This is a genomic window from Marinoscillum sp. (assembly GCF_040222955.1).
Lineage (GTDB): Bacteria > Bacteroidota > Bacteroidia > Cytophagales > Cyclobacteriaceae > Marinoscillum.
On the sequence record NZ_JAVKCA010000001.1, the window covers coordinates 1 to 25,190 of the forward strand.

Annotated in this window: 14 protein-coding genes; 4 read left to right on the forward strand and 10 right to left on the reverse strand. The window is 46.3% G+C overall.

The window, feature by feature from the left end; all coding sequences use genetic code 11:
• Together RIH33_RS00005 and RIH33_RS00010 are read left to right on the forward strand one after the other, a co-directional pair.
• Positions 1-396: hypothetical protein (locus tag RIH33_RS00005; RefSeq protein ID WP_406651017.1), on the forward strand; the 396-nt coding region annotated here is incomplete at its 5' end.
• A 59-nt stretch (positions 397-455) separates the two neighbouring features.
• Positions 456-1,361, forward strand: coding sequence for a transposase (locus RIH33_RS00010; protein ID WP_406651019.1), 906 nt, complete (start codon positions 456-458; stop codon positions 1,359-1,361).
• Positions 1,362-1,652: 291 nt separating this feature from the next.
• On the opposite strand, the gene RIH33_RS00015 is transcribed toward RIH33_RS00010, so the two are convergent.
• The 3 genes from RIH33_RS00015 to nagB are packed head-to-tail and all read right to left on the reverse strand — an operon-like array spanning position 1,653 to position 6,281.
• The gene (locus tag RIH33_RS00015) at positions 1,653-2,528 is read right to left on the reverse strand and encodes an ROK family protein (RefSeq protein ID WP_406651020.1); all 876 of its coding nucleotides are present in this window, start codon (positions 2,526-2,528) and stop codon (positions 1,653-1,655) included.
• Positions 2,529-2,533: 5 nt separating this feature from the next.
• Positions 2,534-4,336: a sodium:solute symporter family protein gene (locus tag RIH33_RS00020; protein WP_406651021.1), complete on the reverse strand. Its 1,803-nt coding sequence runs from the start codon at positions 4,334-4,336 to the stop codon at positions 2,534-2,536.
• Between the two features lie 34 nt (positions 4,337-4,370).
• Positions 4,371-6,281: a glucosamine-6-phosphate deaminase gene (gene nagB / locus RIH33_RS00025; protein ID WP_406651040.1), complete on the reverse strand. Its 1,911-nt coding sequence runs from the start codon at positions 6,279-6,281 to the stop codon at positions 4,371-4,373.
• 235 nt (positions 6,282-6,516) lie between these two features.
• On the opposite strand from nagB, the gene RIH33_RS00030 reads away from it, so the two are divergent.
• On the forward strand, positions 6,517-7,572 hold the full coding sequence (locus RIH33_RS00030) for a LacI family DNA-binding transcriptional regulator (RefSeq protein ID WP_406651022.1): 1,056 nt from the start codon (positions 6,517-6,519) through the stop codon (positions 7,570-7,572).
• Positions 7,573-7,648: 76 nt separating this feature from the next.
• On the opposite strand, the gene mgrA is transcribed toward RIH33_RS00030, so the two are convergent.
• The 7 genes from mgrA to RIH33_RS00065 all read right to left on the reverse strand — a co-directional run bounded on the left by mgrA (position 7,649) and on the right by RIH33_RS00065 (position 23,781).
• The gene (gene mgrA, locus RIH33_RS00035) at positions 7,649-8,665 is read right to left on the reverse strand and encodes an L-glyceraldehyde 3-phosphate reductase (RefSeq protein WP_406651023.1); all 1,017 of its coding nucleotides are present in this window, start codon (positions 8,663-8,665) and stop codon (positions 7,649-7,651) included.
• An 18-nt stretch (positions 8,666-8,683) separates the two neighbouring features.
• Complete coding sequence (locus tag RIH33_RS00040; protein WP_406658683.1) at positions 8,684-11,962, reverse strand: VCBS repeat-containing protein; 3,279 nt, start codon at positions 11,960-11,962, stop codon at positions 8,684-8,686.
• Positions 11,959-15,258 carry a VCBS repeat-containing protein gene (locus RIH33_RS00045; RefSeq protein ID WP_406651025.1) on the reverse strand — a complete coding sequence of 1,100 codons (3,300 nt, stop codon included), beginning with the start codon at positions 15,256-15,258 and terminating at the stop codon, positions 11,959-11,961. The genes RIH33_RS00040 and RIH33_RS00045 overlap by 4 nt, the downstream gene beginning before the upstream one ends.
• A gap of 12 nt (positions 15,259-15,270) precedes the next feature.
• Positions 15,271-15,831 (reverse strand): hypothetical protein, encoded by a 561-nt coding sequence (locus RIH33_RS00050; protein ID WP_406651026.1) that lies wholly within the window; start codon positions 15,829-15,831, stop codon positions 15,271-15,273.
• A 2-nt stretch (positions 15,832-15,833) separates the two neighbouring features.
• The gene (locus RIH33_RS00055) at positions 15,834-18,998 is read right to left on the reverse strand and encodes a VCBS repeat-containing protein (RefSeq protein WP_406651027.1); all 3,165 of its coding nucleotides are present in this window, start codon (positions 18,996-18,998) and stop codon (positions 15,834-15,836) included.
• Positions 18,999-19,211: 213 nt separating this feature from the next.
• Positions 19,212-20,792 carry a RagB/SusD family nutrient uptake outer membrane protein gene (locus RIH33_RS00060; RefSeq protein WP_406651028.1) on the reverse strand — a complete coding sequence of 527 codons (1,581 nt, stop codon included), beginning with the start codon at positions 20,790-20,792 and terminating at the stop codon, positions 19,212-19,214.
• Positions 20,793-20,811: 19 nt separating this feature from the next.
• Positions 20,812-23,781, reverse strand: coding sequence for a SusC/RagA family TonB-linked outer membrane protein (locus tag RIH33_RS00065; protein ID WP_406651029.1), 2,970 nt, complete (start codon positions 23,779-23,781; stop codon positions 20,812-20,814).
• 306 nt (positions 23,782-24,087) lie between these two features.
• Between RIH33_RS00065 and RIH33_RS00070 the strand changes: the two genes are divergently transcribed.
• Entirely contained in the window at positions 24,088-25,107 is a 1,020-nt protein-coding gene (locus RIH33_RS00070) for a LacI family DNA-binding transcriptional regulator (RefSeq protein WP_406651030.1), read from the forward strand.
• Positions 25,108-25,190: the final 83 nt, after the last annotated feature.

Genomic DNA, 25,190 nt, shown 5'->3' on the forward strand with positions numbered 1-25,190 from the left:
AAAGATGAAGTTGGTATTTCTTTGCCATTAAAAAAGTTGAAGGAATTAGACTTGTTGAAACTGGTATTACCCGAGGGTATGTTGGACTATTTTGATGTATCGGGTATGGAAATTAAAGAAGGCCAATATCAGATCTATCTAGCTGAAAAAAACATACATCCTGAACAATACAAAAATGTAAAACTCACTTCCAAAGGTTTCTTTGATGAGGTTACTGTTCAAGATTTTCCTATTCGCGGAAAAGCCTGTTATCTAAAGATCAAACGTAGGAAATGGCTTAATGAAGAAACAGGGCAAAATGTAAGCAGGGATTGGAAATTGGTAGCATCAGGTACGCGAATGACAGAGGAATTTGCGCTTTTTTTAAAACGGGCCTTCTGGATTCAAAACCGATAAGCTGCAAACTGCTTTCAGAAATCTTCCACCTAAACAGCAAGCAATTAGAGCATCAGTATGTGTTTTATCTCAGCAACTTCCTGTCTTGGGAGCAACGAGAACATGCTACCAACTGGATCCTTTTTCCTCAAAATATAGGCACCCATTTAAGTATCGATGAGACAGCTCTTTCTCAAGGAGAACTTTACACGGTGATCACCAACAAAGCAGCTAAAGGCAAAAAAGGTAGTTTGGTGGCAATGATCAAAGGAACAGACAGTGAAATTGTCAATGACATCTTAAAGCAAATACCCGTCGATGCAAGAAGAAAAGTCAAAGAAGTTACATTGGATATGGCTGCCAGCATGGAGAAAATTGTCAGGAAAAGTTTTACTAAAGCTGATCTTGTCACTGATCGTTTTCATGTCCAAAAACTAGCCTATGATGCCGTACAAGAGATGCGTATAGCTTATCGTTGGGAGGCCATCGAACAGGAAAACAAGGAAATGGAGTTAGCTAGAGAGCTAGGAAAGTCCTTTGTCCCCTACAGGTTAGAAAATGGAGATACCGAAAAACAATTGCTCGCCAGAAGCAGGTACTTGCTATTCAAAAACGAACACAATTGGACTCCTTCTCAAGTGCATCGTGCCGAGATTCTCTTCAACAAATATCCAGCCCTGGAAAAAGCTTATAAACTTTCAAGAGAGCTGGCTCACATTTATCAAACCTCTAAACTTAAAGGCGTAGCATTTACAAAATTGGCACAGTGGTATGATAAAGTCGAAAAAGCAGGATTCAAATCATTCAGAACTGTGGCAAGAACTATCCAAAACCACTACCTCAGCATATTGAACTTCTTTGACAACAGATCCACTAATGCTTCCGCTGAATCTTTCAATGCCAAGATCAAAGCCTTCAGAAGTCAATTTAGAGGGGTCAGAAATGTCGAATTCTTCCTATTTAGACTAGCTAATATTTATGCTTGAAAAACGCAATCCCCCAGAAATACGGATTGATCCGCCGCCAGCACCTGACCGGCCGTCCCAAGAGGAGGAGCTAAAACTTATTGAATGCAATCCCCTGACAGCAGAGAATCAAAATAAACTAACCGGGGCAGAGCAAGGATTGAATTAATCCTCCCGCTTTCGTGCTCTTAGTTCACGTTTCACACCTCTTATTCGTGTGTCAACCAGAAATAAAGATTGATCTAAGAATTTAGCCGGCCTTGGCTTTTTCAGCAAGACTGCTCCCCTCTTGAGAGGGGTTAGGGGTGTGTTTTACTTTTCCCTCTCCAGCTCAAGAGCACTCCCATCCAAACGCTCATACTCATCCCATAAAGCAGCAGCCCCCAGAATGGCAAGGTCTTGCTGATCCATGGTTACCAGCTTCAAACGACGGACAGTCTCAGGAAAGGGAAAATCCCGCAAGGATGACCTGAGCTCATCTTCGAATAGCGGAAAAGCCCTGGAAATGGAGCCCCCAAAAGCGATCACCTCGGGATCATAAGCAGCCAGCACCATTTTCACAAATTGTCCCAGATGATGCCCATACTCTTTCCAGACAGGAATGACCTCATCATTTCCATTAGTTGCCGCCTCATTTGCGGCTTGCGCGGTAGTTTGGTGCTGAGTCACAAAAAAACCGCTACTACTAAAATCTTCATAACGAGCATCGAGGTACCGCAGAATTCCCAGCTCTCCCGCCCCACAATTGCTCCCAAAGTAAGGTCGACCATTTAGCACCAGGCCGATTCCTATCCCGGTACCCAGAGTAATCCCCACCATGTTGTCACATTGCGACTTCAAGCCATATTTATAAGCTCCGTATGCGAAGCAGTTGGCATCATTATTCACATGTACCGGCAGCCCGAACCTCATCTCCAACTCACGCTTGAGCTCTACACGCTTCCACGAACTAATGTTATTGGAATTGTACACGGTGCCGGTGGGAATGTCTACCACAGCCGGCACCCCTATTCCGATACCATCCGTATTGGAATTAATCAACGGGGATAGAAAATCCGAAATTTGATCAAGTGTCTTTTCCAGTACTTCTTTATTTTCCAGCAAAGTCTGGCGCTTGTGCTCCAGCTGATCCCCCTGACAAATGGCTGCCCGGATCTGTGTGGCTCCTAGATCTACTCCTATTGTCATCCGTTCTAAAATTTCAATTTCCCAAAAACCTTGAAAAGGGCCACGGTACTCAAGAGTGAAACAACACCGAGACCTATACCCAACCAGACATCCTGATAAACAAAGGAGCCGATGGAGAAGAGCGCCGAATAAACCGAGACCAGCCCAATAAAAATCAACAGCACCTGCAGCGGCATTTGCCAGACCACCCCTTCTCCATTGTCACAAGGGTCGTTATCCGCTTTGGCTTCTTCCACCACTCGCTTCCATCCTGGCCCTCCCGGACGAGTAAGACGATAAAAATTCCTCAAAACCTGGGCATTCTCTGGCCTGGTGAGCAGCGTAACGGACACCCATGAAATGGTAACAACACCCACGGTAATCAGGAGTTTCATGGTGAACCCATCCAGAACCTCTGTAGCCACTGTAGCATCCTCTACACCCAGCACCAGCACAAAGGCAACAAGAGTAGCCACAATCATTGCGGTAATTTCAGTGATGGCATTGATTCGCCACCAGAACCAGCGCAGCAAGTAAATAGCACCAGATCCAGCTCCGGAAAGCAGCAAAATATTAAAAGCCTGAGTAGCATTATCCAGCACGTACAAGGATAAAAACCCTGCAATGATCATCAGCATCACAGTGGTCCATCTGCCCATGGCCACCATCTCCTTATCGGTAGCATCCGGCTTAAGAAAGCGCTTGTAAAAATCATTCACAAAATACGAGGAGCCCCAGTTAAGGTGGGTGCCTATGGTGGACATATATGCCGCAATGATAGATGCCACCACCAGGCCTATCCAGCCTGTTCCCAGCTTTGACAGCATCACAGGATAAGCAATGTCATCTTTCAAATAAGTAGGATCTATATCCGGAAACTCGGCCTGAATAGATGCCAGATCCGGGTAAATCACCATGGAAGCCAGCGCCACGATGATCCACGGCCAGGGCCTGAGGGCATAATGCGCAAAGTTGAACAGTAAAGTTGCCCCAATGGCATTTTTTTCGTCTTTGGCAGAAAGCATACGCTGGGCGATATAACCACCACCACCAGGCTCAGCTCCCGGATACCAAACGGCCCACCACTGCACGGCCAGCGGGATCAATAACAATGGCACCCATACCGAAGCACTACTGAAATCCGGAATGACGCTGATCTTATCGGCAATAATAGGGTTACTCATCAACTCGGAAAGGCTCCCAACCTCCGGCTGACTTACCGCCACATAGGCTGCATATACCGCGCCAAACATGGCTATTCCGTACTGGAAAAAGTCCGCCCATACCACTCCTTTGATGCCGCCAAGCGATGCATAAATCACCACCACAATGGAAGCACCTACCACCACCACCCAGGGTTCCAATCCCAGCATCACTGCACCAATCTTGATAGCCGCCAGGGTCACAGACCCCATGATCAGGGTATTGAAAAACACTCCTAAATAAATAGCTCTAAATCCCCGCAAAAAAGACGCGAGCTTACCTCCGTATCGTATTTCATAAAATTCCAGATCGGTATTGACCCGTGACTTCCTCCAAAGTCTGGCGTAGATAAACACGGTCACCATTCCCGTAATCAGAAAGGCCCACCAGGCCCAGTTTTTAGACACTCCACTTTCACGCACAAATCCGGTCACCAGGTTGGGTGTGTCAGCAGAGAACGTGCAGGCTACCATGGACACTCCAAGCAGCCACCAGGGCATGCCCCGCCCACCCAGGAAGTATTCTTCTGAGCTCTGACCGGCAGTACGGGAAGCTACCCAGCCGATGCCCAGTACAATGGCGAAGAAAATGGCAATAATGATCCAGTCAAGGGTATGTAAAAGCATATCCGGTTATTTAATAAGGTCTCTGATGTGTGAATTAAAAATGGTAGCGCTTGAAGGCTTCAATGGCTTCATACTCTGCCAGACCAAGCTGATCATAGAGCTTAGCCGTAGACCTGTTTCGGTCTTCCGCCCTTTGCCAGAACTCCCGACCGTCAGTTCCCTGAAAAACCACTCCATCTTTTTGTGACTGGTGCTTGAAGATCGCCTGGCGCTTCTTCATCAACTCATCCGGACTCAGGGGCACAGCCATATCTATATCTTCAATGCCCCACTCCTGCCAGGCACCGCGATACAGCCAGACATAACAATCCTTCAGCCATTCGTCATCCTTCAGGACTTCCAGTGCTTTGAAAATAACATCCAGGCAGACCCTGTGAGTACCATGTGGATCCGAGAGGTCCCCGGCGGCATAAATCTGATGCGGCTGAATCGCTCGTAGTAAGTCGACCGTAATCTTGACATCCTCATCACTAATCGGAAGTTTTTTCACCCGACCTGTTTCATAGAATGGCAAGTCCAAAAAGTGTGCGCGTTCGTCGGGTAGTCCTACAAAGCGACACCCTGCACGGGCCTCACCTCTCCTGATTAGTCCCTTGATTCTGCGAACATCATCTGTGTCCATTTCACCGGTCCCCTTATTGAGAATATCGGTTTTTATTTTTTGATAAAACTCCTTTTGCCCTGACTGTTTGTTGTCCTGAGAGTTTTTCAGCTCGTTGTAGAAATCTGCGAAGCGGATCACCTCTTCGTCAAAAACAGCTATGTTCCCGGAAGTTTGATAAGCCACATGCACCTCATGCCCCTGGTCATGCAAGCGAATAAAAGTACCTCCCATAGAGATCACGTCATCATCAGGGTGAGGGCTGAAAAGTACGACTCTTTTTTGAGCAGGCAAGGCACGCTCAGGTCGTTGAGAATCATCTGCGTTGGGCTTGCCTCCCGGCCACCCGGTAATGGTATGCTGGAGTGCATTGAACATCTTGATGTTCAGCTCATAGGTAGAAGGATAAGCAGTAATGAGGTCGTTCATTCCATGATCATTATAATCACGCTCAGTAAGCTTGAGTATTGGCTTACCCGTCTGCCGACAAAGCCATACCACCGCTCGCTTGGTCGTGAAATCATCCCATTTGCAACCGCCTACCAACCAGGGCGTGTAGATTCGCTTCAGATAAGCAGAAGATCCTGTATCCAGAACCACTGTGGTATTGTGATGCTGCTGAAGATAAGTGGCAGGTATTTCTCCTGAAATATCACCCTCGATCATCCTGCCCACCACTGTGGCCTTGCTCTCACCCCAGGCCATCAGCAGAATTCGTTTCGCCTTCAGTATGGTACCGATGCCCATGGTAATGGCCTTGCGGGGAACATTTTCCTTTCCATAAAAGTCACCAGCAGCATCTTCACGCGTCACCTGATCCAGGGTGACGAGTCTGGTGATTGAATTGACATGCGAGCCTGGCTCATTGAACCCAATATGCCCCGTACGACCAATGCCCAGTATCTGCAGGTCTATACCCCCATACAGTTCAATCTTACGCTCATACTCCAGGCAGTATTTTCTAACTTCAGACTCCTGCAGATCCCCTTTCGGGATGTTAATGTTCTGCGGATCTATATCAATGTGGTCAAACAAATACTCATGCATAAAATGCCAGTAGCTATGGCTGGAGTTGGGCGCTATGGGGAAATACTCGTCCAGGTTGAAGGTCACCACATTGTGAAAACTCAACCCTTCCTCCTGGTGCATTTTGACCAGTTCATTGTAAACACCCTTTGGACTGGACCCTGTGGCCAATCCCAATACACACACATCACCCTTGCTTTGCTTATGCCGAATCAAATCGGCTATCTCCATGGCAATGCTTCTGGAGCCTATGGACGATTCGCTAAAGACAACGTTGTGAATCTTTTCAAAACGTTTCTCCTCGTGTAACCCAACCATCTCATGGGTGAGTATTTGACTATTCTGAATGGGCTCTTCCAATATGTCAGTCATTTTGTTTGGTAGTTTAAAGATAGAAAAGACATCAATTGACTTCTCCTAAAATGGTCATCTTTTACAAACGTATAAAAAAATGTGTGCGCACACAATTAATTTAAATAAAAATGTGTGCGCACACACCAACATCACCAAGTGTCTCAGGTTTTGATTAGTTTTGGCCATTATCTGTTCAGACATGATTGAAAAGAAGAATATCAGGATCAAGGATATTGCGCAAATGGCTGGGGTATCAGTGGGCACTGTAGACCGGGTGTTGCATGGAAGGGGCAAAGTATCCAGTGACGCACAACAAAAGGTGGAAGAAGTGCTCAACCGCACAGGGTACAAACCCAACCTCATCGCCAGAACCCTGGGCTCTAATAAGACGCTCAAAATCACTGCCCTATTGCCAGACCCCACGCAGGATGATTACTGGGCACTGGCTGAAGCGGGGATATTGCAGAGTATTGAAGAGTGGTCCTATTATGATGTAGAAATCAATTGCATTTTCTTTGATCTCTATAATCCCGGTTCGTTTAAAACCACCACAGAGGGTGTGCTCGGAAGTAAACCGGACGGTATTCTTATCGCTCCTGTCTTTCACCACGAATCCATCGAGCTACTGAACCAATTAAAAGTGCACGCCATACCTTATGTCCTTTTCAACACGAACATTCCGGAAGCCGACCCTTTGTGTTTTATTGGCCAAAACCTGGTGCAAAGTGGGAAGGTGGCTGGTGAGCTCCTCGGCCTGGCAGGTGGTTCCAGACGAACCATCATGTCACTTCACCTATATGAAAACCGTGACAACTCCGTTCACCTCATGGCCAAGGAGCATGGACTCAGACAGTATTTTCAGGAGCAACCATATCAGGTAATCAGCCTGGACCTGAGTACCCCGAATGAAGTAGAAGATCACATCAAAGAAGCCATCCTTAACCCTGACCTGCTTGGAATATTTGTAACTACCTCCAAAGGCACCTACATCGTAGCCCAAATACTTGAGAAATATAGTTTGGAGCACATTCGGCTGGTGGGCTATGATTTACTGGAAGAAAACCTCCGATACCTTAGAAAAGGTACCATTGATTTTCTGATCAATCAAAATCCGAAACGGATGGCGAAAATAGGAGTCAATCACCTGGTGAACCACCTGCTCTTCCAGAAGACTCTGCCGGAAAAAGAGATTTTCCCTATCGAAATTATTACCAGGCAAAACCTGGATTCTTACCTCACTTCCAGGATACATTAAGAGGCGGCTACCCCATTAAACATCAAAAACCCGCACCGACAAAGTCGGTGCGGGTTTTTTTTCCTTTGATCAAGGATCAGCTCTTTAAGATGTCCTCAATCTGCCGGAGCTCATCTGCCTCAAAACTCAGATTGTCCAAAGCCTTCACGTTAGCCCTCAGCTGCTCGGCACTACTCACCCCCACCAGTACAGAAGTGAGTCGCTCGTCTTTCAGCAACCAGGCGATCGCCATGTCACTCAGTGACTGGCCTCTGGCCTCGGCAATGGCATGCAGACCTTTGATCTTCGACAAATTAGCCTCAACTGTCTCTCTCTGCAAGTAAGTCATCCCCTTGGCGGCCCGGCTGTCTTCAGGTATTCCTTTGATGTATTTATTAGTGAGCATACCTTGTTCCAATGGGCTAAAAGCAATGCAGCCCACCCCATTGTCATCCAGTGTATTCATTAATCCTTTTTCCACCCACCTGTCAAACATAGAATACCTGGCCTGATGAATGAGGCAAGGTGTTCCCAAATCCTTGAGTATGGCAATTGCTTTCTTGGCCTGATCATCCGGGTAATTGGAGATGCCCACATACAAAGCCCGCCCTGATCTGACGATGAAGTCCAGCGCACCCATTGTCTCCTCTAGGGGCGTGTTCGGGTCTGGCCGGTGGTGATAAAAAAGATCCACATATTCCAGATTCATCCGTTTCAGACTCTGATCCAGGCTGTTGACCAGGTATTTTCTTGATCCAAAATTACCGAACGGACCAGGCCACATGTCGTATCCTGCTTTTGAGGAAATAAAAAGCTCATCACGATGGGCCGAGAAATCCTCCTTATACAATCTCCCAAAATTGGTTTCGGCTGATCCAAAAGGAGGCCCATAGTTATTGGCCAGGTCAAAGTGTATGATCCCCAGGTCGAAAGCTGTCCTGAGAATCTGCTGTCCTTTAAGCAGGTCATCCGCATGCCCAAAGTTGTGCCAAAGCCCGAGTGAAAGAAGTGGTAACTGAACACCGCTGCGACCACAGCGACGATATTTCATTTGCTGATACCGGTCGTCTTTTGCCAGGTATCTTGTATATCCCGATTTGTCGTTAATTTCCATGGGTTTAAAGATACTTGCTCAGTAAGAAAATACTAGCGCTACATCATCATTCCTGCCTACTAAAATGTATTTGGATCCTTTAGCAGACTGGATCACAGCCACACTCCGGATATCGCCACGGATTTTCAATCCCGCTTCACTCGCTGCGGGCACTGAAAATTCACCTTGTCCATTGCCCAATAGCACCGTACCCCGACTGGCATCATATGCCCCAAAATATGGGGTTGCCCATTCCATATTTCCGCCAAGGATAAGGTCTTGATTTCCGTCATTGTTCAAGTCAAGAGACGCTATCGCATAAACGGGCGCTCTCTGTGCCACTGCAGGAAGTTCCTTTTGTTCGAACCGGAGACCTCCGAGGTTCATCAAGGCTATCGACTTAAAAGTATGTGCCTCATACCTTTTGCTGGCATTGAGTGCATCCGGCTGAAAAATCTCATCGATGCTATTCCCGGAGAAATCCTTATTCAGCACGAATAATTTCTTGATCAGCGGCATCTGCTTTACAAGCTCATCCCTGTTGGCCAGAGGATACTCCCTTTCGCCAATCCGGTAAGTAATGATCTGATCCAGGGAAAGGTTTTTATCGAAATCGTTGACATACATCCGGACAGGTTGGTCTGTTGTCGGTTGAAGCTTACTATTGGTACCCAAATTTCCCAGCACAAAATCAGGACGCCCATCTCCGTTCAGGTCAGTTTTAGTGATCGTATTCCACCACCCATTGGTCTTATTCAGATCAGGAATATCAGCCTTCTCCAACTTCCCTTTCTTATTCATAAAAATGGTAATAGGCATCCACTCGCCCACAATGATCAGGTCTTCGTAACTGTCATCGTCCAGATCCACCCATACTGCATCAGTGACCATACCGAGGTGTTCCAGTTCAGGTGCCAGGGCGGCCGTTTCGTTTCTGAACCTTCCCGGGCCTATATTGAAAAGGATACGGCTCTCAGGGATCTGGCCATATTTACCGGCCACCACTCGTCCTCCCACAAACAAATCCATGTCACCATCATGATCTATATCAGAAGCAATGACTACTGATCCGTGCTGAAAATTCTCCTCCAAGGCCCCTTCCTGAAGGGTGAAATTCCCCAAACCATCATTGTAAAAAAGTCTGTCATTCAACCGGGGATTGGGGGGCTGAAACTCATTACCACCTGAAGCGAGGTATAAATCCTGATCGCCATCATTATCCGCATCAAAAAACAAAGCTCCTGTTTCCTCGGGTGCCGGATTACTTCGGAAAGTCTCTGCCGAATGCTTTCGGAAAGTACCGTCGGCATTCTGCAGGTAGAGCATTCCATTGTTCCCGGAGGCTCCACTGATGTAGGCATCTTCCAGACCGTCTCCATTCACGTCAGCTACCGCAATGGCCGGGCCATCACGCGAGATCACATGGGGAATAAGGTACTGCGAGTTAAAATCAACAAAGGGGTTTTCATAGTGCCTGAATGCGAGCTGACTTTGTTCGGTCACATCCTCCAAAATAGGTTGCCGCCCCACGCTCCCGTATTCAAAAATGCTTTTGGCCTCCGCCTGGTTAACGACAATGGTCTGGTTAGCGCTTAACTCCTGAAGCAACTGAGTACTGCCTCCGGGCCATATTATGCGTAAAGAATCAACGCTCGCACTCTTACCCATTCCAAATACCAGTTCCTTGGTGGTGCTGGATTGGAAGCCCCTATCGGGAAAGAGCTCCTGATACTGCAACTTACCTCCTGCATAAAGCTTTACTTTGGTGCCCACGCCATTTGGGTTCCCCCCCTGGCCTTTCAAAGTCACTTTCAGGTAATTGTTTTCCCGCTGGTTATTCTTTATTATCTGTGCCTGACCGTTGATGTTATTCACGACCAAATCCAGGTCTCCATCATTGTCCAGATCTGCATAGACCGAACTGGTAGAGACTGTCTTCTCAAATTTCGCCCAGGATGCAGATACATTTTCAAAGGACTTTCCACCCTGATTTCTGAAAACATAATTCTCAACTTTTCCATCTGGCATCTGTGCAATCAAAGCTGAGTCGCTAATCTCATCATTCCCCACTTTGAAATCATTGGCAGAGAGGAACATGATATAATCCAGATCATTCGGTCGCTTCACGATCCCATTTGAAATGAAAAGATCTTTATACCCATCCAAATCCAGATCAGCAAAAAGGGGAGCCCAGCTCCAGTCCGTAGCCGCTACTCCGGTCATCAATCCTACCTCTGAGAAGGTGCCATCTCCGTTATTGAGCTGGAGCATATTGCGAGCAAACTGCTTCTCGTAGCCAAAGGTCTGTTTGAGTTTGTAGATTTCATAAGACTCCTCACCGGCGGAGTTTTTGAGCACTTTTTCATCTGCTGGTAGCATGTCCAGGGTAATGATCTCTGGCAGTCCATCGTTGTTGATATCGCCGATATCATTGCCCATGGAGGACCGGCTGCTGTGGGTGATCATGCTGCCAATGGATTCAGTAAATGTACCGTCCTGATTATTCAGATAGAGGTAGTCATTTTCATGAAAATCATTGGAAATATAGATGTCCGTATACCCGTCGAAATTAAAATCAGAAAGCCCGATTCCCAGGCCATATCCTATCTGAGAATTATAGATGCCAGCACTTTTAGTCACGTCCACAAATACCCCACCATCATTTCTGAGCAGTAAATCTCCCGCCAGGGAATCTTCATCCAGGCGCAGAGCGGAGCGGCCATAACTCCTTTTGGTATGGACCGAATGATTCAAAAGATACACGTCAAGGTCCTGATCATTGTCGAAATCGAAAAATGCAGCCTGGGTTGAAAATCCTTTAAAATCCAGGCCGTACAGAGCGGCGCTCTCCGTAAAGGTGAGGTCTCCATTGTTAATAAACAGCTGGTTTTGTCCAGAGATCCCCTTATACTTCCCTACCCTGCACACATAGATATCCAGATAACCGTCCGCATTCACATCGGCCATCGTCACTCCGGTCTTCCAGGCACCTGGCGAGCTTACCCCCGCAGATTCGGTAATTTCCTCAAACCGGAAATCGCCCTTATTCAAATAGAGCTTGTTCTCCTTCTGGTTGGCCGTAAAATAGATGTCCTCCAGGCCGTCATTATTAATATCCCCAACAGCCACACCTCCGCCATTGTAGAAATACAAGTAATCCACAATGTTAAATTGCTCATCTTCTGTGAGTGTATTAGAAAAGGTGACCCCAGATGTTTCTGACGGTACATATTCCAGCAGCTCCCTCGGTGACTGTTCCTTACAGGAAATAACAGAAACAAAGAGCGTTAACAGACAAGTGGTACGTATCGACATCATTTTTTACTTTTCCCTGTGAAGATTTGCATCGCATCATTATTGTTGGCTACAATAATCTTTGGCCCTGCTTGTGTTTCAATCACTTTGATCCCTCGTGTTTGTCCATTGAGGTACAGCCCGGACTCAGCTGCTTTCATCGCACTGAAACCGCCATTACCGTCTCCCAAAAGTACCAGCCCGTAGTTGGCATCATAGCGGCCCACTTCTGGTTTAGTATCATTGAGGTTACCACCCACCAACAGGTCCATATTACCATCCCTGTTCACATCCATGGCTTCCAGCGCGTAGGTCACAGAGAATTGAGCTTCTATGGGAAGAGAGGCCCTGGTGTAGCCACCGGGACCACTTAGATAAACCACTGTTTCCAGTTCTGTTACTTCGTACTTTTTGGACCTGGCAAGCGCCTCCGGAGGAAACACATCCGTCATCTCCTGATTCTTATAATCGCCCCATTCCAGGTACTTTTTCTTCAAATGTGGAAGCTGCATAATCAGATCATGCCTCAGTACCATGGGATAGGCTTTGTCCCCATTATACTGCGTGACAATTTGCTCAATGGTACCATTCTGATCAAAATCATTGACGTACATGGTCACCGGCTGTGTCTGAGAGGCCTGAAATCGGCTGTTGCTGCCATGATTCCCTACTGCCAGGTCGGGACGTCCATCATTGTTGAAATCCGCCACTTCGATGGTATTCCACCAGCCAGCAGTTTCCGGTAGGTTGGGCAGACTATCTCTGACCAAATTCCCGCCCCTGTTAGAGAAATACATCATGGGCATCCACTCACCCACAGCTATCAGGTCCGCATCTCCATCACCATCCATATCCTGCCAGCTGGCATCTGTGACCATTCCCATGTCCTGGAACGCCGCAGAAAGCTCCATGTCCGTCTCAAAATTGCCCCGGCCATCATTGATCAGCAGGTAACTGGAGGCAGGTACCCCATAATATCCGGGCACCATCCTAATCCCCACGAACAGGTCCAAATCGCCATCACCATCCACATCTCCGGGCACCACTGATGAGGTATTTTCATACCTTCCATTCGGGTAAATTTTATTTTGCTTTGCAAAGCCATTTCCTTTCAGATTAAGGTATAACCGATCCCCTAGCGCTGATGACAAATCAGAAAACTCGGAGCTTCCACTGGCTACATAGAGGTCCTGAAACCCATCACCATCCGCATCAAAAAAGGCACAATCAACATCTTCATACTCCACCTCATTTCCAGTAAAAGATGTCGGCATCTTCTCGAAAACACCGGACGACTTTTGCATAAAAAGGGCTCCTGCCTGACCTGCTGCTCCACCAATGTAATAATCCTCCAGACCATCATTGTTGACATCCCCTGTGCATAAGCATGGCCCTTCTGTAGACCGCATGTGGTAAACCAACCTGTCCTTATCAAAATCCACCCATTTGCTCTCCTGATGAACAAACGATGAGCCTGGCACGGACTGAAAAATCGTCTCCCTGCTCAACTTTTTAGGTGGAGTGCTCACATTCTCCTCCGGTTCTTTGAGGGCCAATGTCTGATTCGCTTCTACATTGGTGAGTGTCTGAATCGCCCCACCTGCCCAGTAAATCTTTACCGAATCGGCCACTTTTGCTAAACCTAACCCAAAAAGCGGGCGGCTGTCCACGGTGGACTCAAAGCCTCTGATGGGCATGTTTTCCAAGTAAAGCGTGGTGTTCGCTAAGAAAACCTCGATCCGGGTTCCGAAGGCTCCACTATTCTGACCCTGCCCGGTTAATTCAAAGCGCAAATAACTATTTTCGAGATAAAGCCTATCCGTTTGGTTTTCAAACACCCAGGATGGACGATTGACATTGTTCACAATCAGGTCCAGGTCTCCATCATTGTCCAGGTCTCCGTAGGCCGACCCATTCGAAAAGCCCGGTTCGCCCAATCCAAACTCCTGTGATCGATTGACAAACTGGAGATTTCCCTGATTCAAATAGGCGTAATTAGCAATTGGCCTTGACGGAATAAGGTCTATGAGGCTTTTATAATCTACCCCGGAGCCTGAAACCAGCTTTTTCACGACCTCTTCCTGTTTCACATAATGCAAAAAATCCTGATCAGTCAGGTCCTGATAGATTCCATTGGCGATAAAAATGTCCTTCAGACCATCATTCTGAAAATCAAAAATCAACGCTCCCCAGCTCCAATCTGTAGCTTCCACACCTGCCAAACGACCAATCTCACTGAAGGTATTGTCCCCATTGTTCAGCTGAAGCATGTTTCTGGTAAACTGGTGGTAATAGCCATTCTGGAGGTTGTACTGGTACTTGTCCCAGTTCTCGAAGGTGGTTACGGTTTTCACCCGTTCGTCGGGCTCAGGAAGCATATCTGTCACGAAAATATCAGGCCTGCTATCATTGTTGATGTCAGAAAGATCAGCACCCATAGATGCTGCACTCAGGCTTCTGATCTGGTCTTCCAGCACTTCCCTGAAAGTACCATCCTGATTGTTCAGATAAAGATAGTCCCGTTCGAAAAAGTCATTGGAAACGTAGATATCCTGCCAGTGGTCGCCATCGATATCCCCCACCGTAACGCCAAGCCCAAATCCTATGATGCTACCATAGATCCCCGCCGCATCGCTCACATCCAGAAACTTGCCATTGTCATTTCTAAACAGCTTATCACCTCCCACAGGATCTCTTCTCGGTCTTTCATTTCTTCTGAGGTCAAAACTCCCAATGGCCTGATAGGAGTTATTGAGCAGGTACATGTCCAGGTCTCCGTCTTTGTCGTAATCAAAAAATGCGGCGTGGGTTGAAAACCCCGGATCAGCGAGTCCATACTCAGCGGCACTTTCACGAAAGGTGAGGTCGCCTTTATTAATGAACAGTTCATTCTCCTTACTATCTCCGGCTATGTCTCCCGAGTTACAGACATAAATATCCAATAGGCCATCTCCATTAATATCTACCAGACTGACTCCCGTGCTCCAGGCTTTATTTCCCTCCACCCCAGCGGACCTGGAAATGTCCCTGAACTTCATTCCGCCTTCATTAAGGTAGAGCTTGTTCTTTTTCTGGTTGGCGGTGAAGTAAATATCCAACAACCCATCGTTGTTAAAATCGCCCAAACCGACACCACCGCCATTATAGAAGTTGCGGTAGGTGAAAATATTGAAGTCTTTGTCAAACTCTAGTTCATTGGCAAAGTCGATACCGGACTCCGCCTCAGATACCTTTCTGAAAAGTGTATCAGTTTCCTTCTCAGTCTCCTGTTGGCAGGAAATAATCAAAAAGGACACCACGAAAAAGTAAAAATATTTCATACGTTTCAAAGTCTATTTATTGAGTTGCTTGGCCACAGTAAGGTCGGTAAAACGCACCAACACTCTCCTTTCATCCTTTGCTGAAATAGAGATCCTTCTATTTCCATCCACTTTTGCATAGGCAGTTGGTTTCTCTGCATGTTCAATGGCCAGAAATCCGCCCCCAAATGAGTCTTCTGTCATGTCTTTGACAGTCAAAATAAGTGAGTCGGATCCGAACTCTGTATTCCAGGGGGCCCAGGCATTGTAAAAATAGTCATACGACATTTCGTAAAGCCGATCTTCATGAAAAGAGGGCTGAAACTGTACAGTCACCGGGGATTTAACATCTTCCTTGATCACATACTCCACGATCCTGGCTCCCGGGCCCTGATAAATAAGTTTTTGTCTGTTGAGGTCCATGCACCGATCAAAAAAATCCTGAAGGCTCATGCCAAAAGTCATTCCCATCAAGAGGGAATCATACCGTACGCCGCTTGCCAACTCACGCTCCTCCATCTCCTGATAGGGGTGCGACTGGCATCCTGCCAGCATGATGGCGATTAGTCCTATCGAATACACTACATTTCTCATCACTAATACGTCACTATATAAGGTTGATCATTATTTTTCATAAACAATAGTAATGGCCCAGCCTCTGTGTTCACCTCCAAAAGCCTTCTGACATCCCCAGTGGTAGATATTCCTGATTCGTCTGGGTACGTATAACGAAAACGTCCCGCACCCTCACCCAGAAATAACTGGCCATAGCTGGCAGCGTAAATGCCTGTTTCTGGTTTTGCCTTGTGCTGGTTTCCCGCCAGTACAAAATCTATTTTTCCGTCTTCATTATAATCTCCAAAATGGATGGCATAAACCGGGGAAAACTGTGCCTCACGAGGCAATGGTGTTTTCGTAAAAATTCCCGAGCCATCATTGAGGTAAAGAGCGGTCTCAAGATCCGAAACCTCATAAATCACCACTCCCTCCATCTCCTGCTCACTCAATAAATCGGTCATACGTGCTGTTTTGTACACTTCATACCTCAGAAATTTTTTCTTCATAGCCGGGAGTTGCTTGATCAGGTCTTTCAGTTGAACCATAGGGAAATAGGCCCCCTCCCGATAGTAAGCCGTGATGTGTTCTATGCTGCCATTTCTATCAAAATCACCCACATAAATCCTCATGGGCGCTTCAGGAGTGGCCTGAAATCGGGAATTGGTGCCATTATTGCCGGCCATCAGGTCAAGGTCCCCATCTCCATCTACATCCGCCATTTCCAACACATGGTACATTCCGGCGGAACCAGAAAAACCAGCCTCTAAAGACTCTGTAAAACGTCCATTCTGATTGATAAATACCTTCAGGGGCATCCACTCGCCAGCCAGCAGCAGGTCCTGGTCACCGTCTCCATCAATATCAGCCCATTTTGAATCTGTGATCAGCCCTATGTCCTTCAGTGGGGCGGTGGCTGCTACTTCCTCGAATGTGCCATCTCCCCGATTGTGGAACAGATGCCCTGAGACAGGCAGGCCAAAGTACTGAGGCTTCAGCCGGTCACCGAAAAATAAATCAGGAAATCCATCTCCATCAAAATCACTCACCGAAACAGTCCCTGTGCTACGCAACTCTGTACCCGGCAATGCCTCCAGCTTCAACTCAAACATTCCCTGACTATTGGTATAAATTCTATCCCTCAGCTCGAGGTTCATCCCTGTAAACTCACTTCCCCCACTCGCCACGATCAGATCAACGTCTCCATCCTGATCAATATCTGAAAAAGCGCAATCCATATCCTCCGAACCTGCTTCTGCATCCAACCGCTGGGCTTCTACGAAGGAACCGCCCTTATGCTGGAGGTAAATCCTACCGGCCTGTCCTCTGGCACCACCCAAATAGACATCCTCCAGACCATCACCATTCACATCCCCCTTACAGGCGCATGGCCCTTCGTTAGAGGCCATATCAAAGAGCAGACGATCCCGATCAAAATCCACATAAGTGTTTTCTATGTGAGCGTAGGGCAACACAGATGACTCAACGGATTGAAAAATACGCTTGCCCTGAATGTCTTCTGATACCAGAGACTCATCCTGACCTTTGTAAGAAATCTGCACGATACGATTAATGTCAACCTCTGATGCGCTACTCACCTGACCATCGGGCCACTGAATCACCACACTGTCAATGCGTTCAAGTGCACCCAGTCCGAAATGAAGCCGCTGATCCACTGAAGACTGAAATCCCCGCATGGGGGTGAGTTCTCTGGACCAACTTTTACCATCCCCATAGACCCAAACTTTGCTGCCAATGGCATTTAAATTTTTACTTTTCCCCTGCAGCGATATGGAAACAAAGTTTCGCCCATGCCCACCAGAGCGGTTTTCATAGACAGAGGCTGGCATATTTACATTGTTCAGCAAGAGATCCAAATCCCCATCATTGTCCAGATCTGCGTAGGCGGAGCCATTGGAGAATGTCAGATGATCCAACCCCCACTCATTTGCAGCATTTTTAAATCCAAGGCCCCCCTGATTTTCATAAGCATAGTTAGCCAAGGGTTCCGACGGGATCATATCAATCAACTTTTTGATGGCATTTCCATCGTCCTGAAGCATTTTTCTGATGGCTTCCGGATTCGCCATGAAATTGATATAATCCTGATCGAGTAAGTCTTTATAAATCCCATTCGCTACAAAAAGATCACTGTAGCCATCGTTATTCATGTCAAAAATCAAAGCTCCCCAGCTCCAGTCGGTAGCTTCCACACCTGCCAATCTGGATACTTCACTGAAGGTGCCATTCCGGTTATTCAGCTGGAGGGCATTTCTCCCAAATTGGTGATAGTAGCCTTGCTGCACTTGTAACTGATACTTATCCCAGCCTTCAAAAGAGGCCTTTGACATGACCCGGTCGTGTCGCTCAGGTAGCATCTCGGTTACAAATACCTCATTATACCCGTCATTGTTCAGGTCAGCGATATCAGCACCCATGGAGCCCATGGATATCTCGGTCATGTAGGAGGTCAGTGATTCTGTGAACGTTCCGTTCCGTTGATTGATGTACAAATAGTCGCGCTCAAAAAAATCGTTGGAGACATAGATGTCCAGCCAACCATCCAGGTCAATGTCACTAATGGTTACTCCCAGCCCAAAGCCAATACTACTACTATAAATTCCAGCTTCTTCAGACACATCCACAAACCTGTTGTCATCATTTCTGAGTAGCATATTTCCACCAAGCGAATCAGGAATCTGACGTTGATCTTTGATCAGATCATAACCGCCCACCGATCGGATAGAATTATTCAGCAGGTAACAATCCAGGTCACCGTCACGGTCATAATCAAAAAATGATGCGTGTGTGGAAAGTCCCAGGTTGTCCAACCCATATTTTTCTGCCTCTTCCCGGAATGTCAGATCACCGTTGTTGATATAGAGTGAATTTCTTCTGTTTTGACCTCCGGGAGGACCGGATTTGCAAACATAAATATCCATCCAGCCGTCGTAGTTGATGTCAACAAAACTCACTCCCGTGCTCCAGACATTTTCCGAAAGGAGACCAGCGGACTCGGTGATATCTTCAAACTGGATACCCTTTCCTGGCGAGTTTCCTTTGTTCAGATATAATCTATTAGAAACCATGTTTCCACAGAAAAAAACGTCCTGAAACCCGTCATTGTTAATATCTCCGACTCCAACACCCCCTCCGTTGTAGAAATTCTTGAAGGTATAGGGATTGACGTCTTCAGTATAGTCCAAAGTGTTTTGGAAATTTATTCCTGTAGACTCCAAAAGTAGGAAGCGTCTATTCGAAGGCTCCTCTGAAGGAGCACAGGAAAACGCCCAACAAAATAGAGAAAAAATGATGGCTGGTTGTCTCATGGAAATAATGAGGATGAATTCGCTCCTCCAAAACTAAAAAAAAGGCAAGCAACAGAAGCCGCTTGCCTTTTCTTTAAGAAATTATTCTTTTTAATTATATCCTTCGTTCTGCTTCAGCTTGTTGTTGGCATCCAGCTGTACCTGTGGAATAGGGAACACAGCATAGTGGCTGTCAGAAGAACCTTTTTCCCACCATGGATCATCAAACTTTCCAAATCTGATCAAATCCTGGCGTCTGGTCATCTCTGCATACATCTCACGGCCCCACTCAGCAAGCAGGTTATTGGCATCAAGAGAAGTAAACGGTGCAACCCCGGCTCTGCTTCTGATCTGATTAACCATCGCAAGTGCATCAACAGTATTTCCCTGACGGAAATCAGCTTCTGCCTTGGTCAGGAGAATATTTCCCAAACGGAAGATCACAAAGTCATTACTCAGGTTAGGTGTAGAACCCAAAGCGATCTCATATTTACCAATTCGCGCTCCGGCCTGACGGAATCCATCAGGGAAAATCGAATTGTGCTGAGGCGTAAAGGTAAGTGGCGCTCCATCAGGATCGGTAGGCTCCACACCCGCATCTTCAGTTCTGCTTCCATCGGGATTAAACTGAGGTCCAACGATGAAGTTAGATAGTCTTGAATCTACTGTACCAATGCTTGTTGCCTGGGCAAGTCCCGCATAAACATCACCCTGGGGACCAGGATTCACAGATGGGTCGATGTAGGAGTTGTAGAACTCCTCCACAGTGGCATAACCATTCCATGGCTGATCCTGGAGATTGAAAGTGTTCTGACTTCCATAATGCAAAGTCATCTGATGCCAGTTGAAACCCTGTGCAAATACCTGATCGTAAGGTACTACGAAGATATTCTCCTGTGAGCCAGCATTGTCTGTCTGGAAATTCGATGCATAATTACTCTCAAGGGAGTAAAGTCCTGAATTGATGATCGCGTCAGCATCAGCTTCGGCATCAGCCCATCGGGCAGTACCAGTATAAACTTCAGCGTTAAGATAAAGCTTAGCCCTGATGGCGAGTGCTCCCCACTTATTGATTCTACCATAGGTAGAAGCATCTTTGGCCTCACTCAATAATGGAATGATCTCATTCAACTCTGACTCTACGAAGTTAAATACCTGCTGACGGGTAGAATTACCAGCGGTTTCCGTATCGGTGAAATCAGTCACCAAAGGCACATTCCCGAACGCATCTAATAGCCAGTAGTACCAAAGGGCACGCACAGCTCTCAACTCAGCGATAAACGCATCTGCTTCCTCTGTTCCCAGCTGTTCGAACTGATAGATCAAACGGTTACAGGTATTTACGCCTGAATAACAGAATCCCCAGGTGTTATTGAAGAATCCATTGTCAGCGGTGTACTCGTGCTGATGCAGTTGTAATAATATACCCCCATCATACCAGTCACCACCTTTGGTGGTAATCACCAACTCATCAGAAGCGATTTCATTAATTGACCACAGGTTGGAGTGGTTACCAATTCCAAGCAAGGAAGAATATGCTTGTCCAAGAGCTGCAACAAACTCCTCATCAGATGTGAAAAAGTTATCGGCGGTTACGTCGCTATACAGCTCTTCTTCCAGGTCCGTACATGCCGGTGCAAAAAACACCAGGCCCAGAACCATCAAAGAAACTCTTTTTATTAATTTATTCATGTCTTAAAATTTTAAGTTTTTAGAAGCCCAGGTTTAAACCCAACGTGAAGGTTCTGGTGGTGAAGTAAGTTGACCTTCTCTCGATACCAGGTGACAGGGTATCAGCATCACCAGGACGGCCGCCATTATCACTGTCATTCCTGTCCTCATACCTTACCTCAGGATCCACACCTGAATAATTGGTCAATACAAATGGATTCTGAACAGACGCAAACAATCTCAATTTACGTACAGCACTGCCGCTTTGCATTGGGAAGTTGTAACCGATCGTAGCATTATCAATTTTCACGTAATCAGCACTCTCCACGTGAACACTGTTCACAGAGGCTTTCTTAACACTTGGATCATAGTACTTAGTCTTCACAACATTGTAGTTACCTACTGTAGTAGACTCAGTGTTCTCGTAGAACCCTCTGTAGCTGTTCAGCAGGTCATGACCCACAGCTCCTCGTATGAACACATTCAGGTCGAAGTTTTTGTAAGTGAAAGAGTTATTGAAACCGAAAGTGGCATCAGGTAGACCTGACCCAAGTACTGTTCGGTCATCATCACAATTACAGTAAGAACCATCACCGCTCAGGTCAGCAAAACGAGGAGTACCATCCTCATCAACACCGATTTGTACAGGTCCCCAAAGTTGACCCAATTCCTCGCCTTCTTTGACTCTTACCAACTCGGTATCATTCTGACCAGGTGCTCCCATATTAGCTCTGTAAAGCACACCACCTTCTCCGAAGGATAAGTCTCCAGAAGTCAAACTCACTACTTCAGTTTTGAACGTTGAGAAGTTCACACCGGTAGACCAGGTGAAATCATTTGTAACAATAGCCTGATAGTTTAAGGCGATTTCAAGTCCTGAATTCGCAAACTCTCCAATGTTAACCCAAGTCTGTCCAAACAAGTTTGGTGGCACGGGTACGTTTACAGAAAGGATCATATCCGTGGTTGTTCTGGTGTACCAGTCCACAGTACCACTCAGTTTGTTATCCAACAATGTAAAGTCGATTCCCACATCAATTTCGTCTTTGGTTTCCCAGGAAAGATCAGGATTAGGATTACTCACAGGACCAAAACTCGGAACGTACTCTCCATTGTAAAAGAAGTTTCCTTGAGGGCCATATCTCTGAAGAGACAAGTAAGACTGACCTGGTATGTTACCAGTTCTACCAAACGAACCTCTCAATTTCAAGCTATTGACAGTCGGTATTTCCACGAGGTTGGTAATGTTCACACCAGCACTCACCGCAGGGAAAATACCCCATCTGTTATTGATACCAAATCTCGAAGAACCTTCATATCTGGCACTTGCAGAAAGGAAATAAGTGTTATCGTAGTTCAGGTTTAACCTACCGAAAAATCCTATGAGTTTGTAAGAGTTTGCATAGCTCCACAGGTTACCAAGACCATTCGCAAAGTCCAGGGCAGCACCCATATTATTGTAGCCAAACGCATCAGTCAGGAAATCACCACCTTCCATACCAGAACCTTCTGTGAAGAATTCCTGATAAGAATAACCACCCAAAAGGGCAATGTTCAGGTCACTCACATCCTTGTTGTAGTTGACAGTAGATTCAAAAAGCTGATTTGTTCTTCTTTCATTAGATTTTCTAGCAAAACCATTTCGACCTGCTCCTCTGAACTTTGAGCTCTTGGAATAGTACTCCCCTCTCAGATCATTCTCCTCCTGTCTGGAGTAGAATACTGAGGCACTGAGGCCGTCTACAAGGTCGCTGAAGTCATACTCAGCTTTCACACTGGCTAGTATGCGATGATCCACTCCTTCGTTGACGTTTTGCTCAGCTATGGCCACCGGGTTGAAGAAATCAAAAATATCTCTCTGTGCATAACCACCCTGAGCTGTTAATCCACCACCATTAGCCGCAATATTCACTGGCATGGTCGGGTTAGCCACCACTGCATATCTGAAAGATTCAGCAAAGCCATAGTTAGCCTCTTTAGTGGTGCTGGATACACCAACGGTGATCTTCGCACGGTCATTTAAAGCACGCTGGGTAATGTTCACCCGGCCGTTCAGTTGGCTAAATCCAGTACCAACCCCAATACCTTCGGTATCCCTGTAGTTCATGGAAATACGGTAGCTGGTCTGTCCTGTACCACCTGAAAGCGACAAGTTATGCACCTGTGCCTGGCCTAGTTGAGTTACCTCATCCATCCAGTCCGTATCAGAACCAAAATCCTGAGCTCCGGCAACTTCTCTGTACTCATCGGCGGTCATAAAGTCGATGGTATTGTAAATGGACTCAACAGCGTATGAACCATTATAGTCCACCTGCATTTTGCCTTTTGATCCAGTCTTAGTGGTAACGAGGATTACTCCACTGGATCCACGAGTACCGTAGATCGCAGCAGCCGATCCATCTTTCAAGATATCAATGGATGCAATATCGTTAGGGTCAACTGTAGAAAGTGATCCTCCAATTACTCCATCAATTACTACAAGTGGGGAGGCATTGGCTCCAACAGTTGAGATTCCTCTCAGTCGGATGTTATATCCACCATTTGGGTCACCACCAGGCTTGGTGATGTTCAAACCAGCCACTTTACCTTGTAGGAGCTGCACAGGATCATTCACCGTACCACGGTTGAAATCCTCAGAGCTGATACTCGCTACTGAACTGGTGATCTCCTTCTTGTCCTGTGTACCGTATCCTACTACCACTACTTCTGATAGAGATTGTACATCCAGATCGAGTGCGGCATCAATTACACCACGAGATCCTACCACGGCTTCCGATGAGGCATAGCCCACAAACGAAAACACAAGTGTTGCACCATCACCCACAGCCAATTTGTATTGACCATTGAAGTCGGTAATGGTACCATTCGTTGTTCCTTTTTCAACAACGTTGGCGCCCGGAACAGCTTCACCTGTTTCCGCATCGGTTACTGTACCTGTCACCGTTCTCTCCTGCGCCCACAGTGTGGCGGACAGAATCAACGATAAACCTAAGAGTAAATACTTCTTCATACTATTACAATTTGTTTCTAAACTTTTAACTAAAAGTCAATTTACGAAATGATATTCTGACCATTACAACCTCCAAGAAAACGAAATAAAAAGAATTATAAAAACGATTTGATATAAAAAGAGAGCGATTTTGGTAATTGAATAATTGCAAACGTTTGCAATGGATAGATAATTTTTGAAGTCATAAAATATGACTTTTCTAAGATGCCTGAAGGCCCTTTTTGGGCATTCCTCACCGAAACCCTTTTTGAAAATTTTCTTTGGATAAAGAATGGGTAATTTTATAGTTCATTATCTTGCCCTAACATGAAAAAAGGATCAGTTACCATCAAGGACATAGCCCTCGAATTGAACATTTCAGTATCGACAGTTTCCAGGGCACTGGCAGATAATCCTTTGGTCAAACCATCAACCAGAGCGGCGGTCAAAGAATTGGCAAAAAAGTATCACTACCGCCCCAACTTCACGGCGCTGAGCCTGCGAAGCAACAAAACCAAAACACTGGGTATCATCATCCCACAGCTTGTGCATGAGTTTTTTGCCATGGTGATCCGTGGCATCGAGGATTTTGCCTACTCCAATGATTACAATGTGATTATCTGCTCCACTCACGAATCATACGAACGCGAAGTAATAGACACCAAAGCGCTCATCAATGGACGGATAGATGGGCTGATGGCCTGTATTTCTAAGGAAACCAACGAATTTGATCACTTCTCGGAATTCGTAGACCGTGGCCTTCCTCTGGTCTTTTTTGACTGTATTTGTGACGAAATAGAGGCCCCCAAAGTGGTTCTGGATGACTTTGATGCGGGCTACAAGGCCGTGAAGCACCTCATTGAGCAGGGATGCACCAAAATAGCCTATGTTGGAGGGCCAATTAACCTGTTTATCAACAAAGACAGACTGGCCGGCTATAATAAGGCCTTGTCAGAGGCGGGACTCAACACACGAGATAGCTGGATCATCCATTGCGACTCTGGAGACTACGATGATGGCATGGAAAGTACACGTGAGCTCGTGCAGGCTCGTGAGATCGATGGGCTCTTTGCCGCCACCGATATGCTGGCCATAGGTGCCATCAAAAACATGAAAGCCGCCGGACTGAAAGTGCCGGAGGATGTGGCTGTGGTTGGTTTTAGCAATTGGTCCATCGGCACCCTCTACGAGCCTTCCCTCTCTACTATGTCTCAACCTGGGTATGAAATGGGTCAAAAAGCCGCTGAGCTGCTGATTCAGCAAATCGATAATCCGGATCAGGAATTCAACGAGACGGTGGTGCTACACAGCGAGTTATTGATCAGAGAGAGTAGCATCAGGGATTGAAAACGCTACTATAACCTAAACTTATCAACAGATAATCTTGATCAATAATAGTTTAATCATCTTCGCGCTCAGATTTTTAACCA

Bases quoted from the DNA above. Each gene is read 5' to 3' on its own strand.
- RIH33_RS00015 (WP_406651020.1), bottom strand. From the start codon at position 2,528: ATGACAATAGGAGTAGATCTAGGAGCCACACAGATCCGGGCAGCCATT.
- RIH33_RS00020 (WP_406651021.1), bottom strand. From the start codon at position 4,336: ATGCTTTTACATACCCTTGACTGGATCATTATTGCCATTTTCTTCGCC.
- nagB (WP_406651040.1), bottom strand. From the start codon at position 6,281: ATGGTTGGGTTACACGAGGAGAAACGTTTTGAAAAGATTCACAACGTT.
- RIH33_RS00030 (WP_406651022.1), top strand. From the start codon at position 6,517: ATGATTGAAAAGAAGAATATCAGGATCAAGGATATTGCGCAAATGGCT.
- mgrA (WP_406651023.1), bottom strand. From the start codon at position 8,665: ATGGAAATTAACGACAAATCGGGATATACAAGATACCTGGCAAAAGAC.
- RIH33_RS00040 (WP_406658683.1), bottom strand. From the start codon at position 11,962: ATGATGTCGATACGTACCACTTGTCTGTTAACGCTCTTTGTTTCTGTT.
- RIH33_RS00045 (WP_406651025.1), bottom strand. From the start codon at position 15,258: ATGAAATATTTTTACTTTTTCGTGGTGTCCTTTTTGATTATTTCCTGC.
- RIH33_RS00050 (WP_406651026.1), bottom strand. From the start codon at position 15,831: ATGAGAAATGTAGTGTATTCGATAGGACTAATCGCCATCATGCTGGCA.
- RIH33_RS00060 (WP_406651028.1), bottom strand. From the start codon at position 20,792: ATGAATAAATTAATAAAAAGAGTTTCTTTGATGGTTCTGGGCCTGGTG.
- RIH33_RS00065 (WP_406651029.1), bottom strand. From the start codon at position 23,781: ATGAAGAAGTATTTACTCTTAGGTTTATCGTTGATTCTGTCCGCCACA.
- RIH33_RS00070 (WP_406651030.1), top strand. From the start codon at position 24,088: ATGAAAAAAGGATCAGTTACCATCAAGGACATAGCCCTCGAATTGAAC.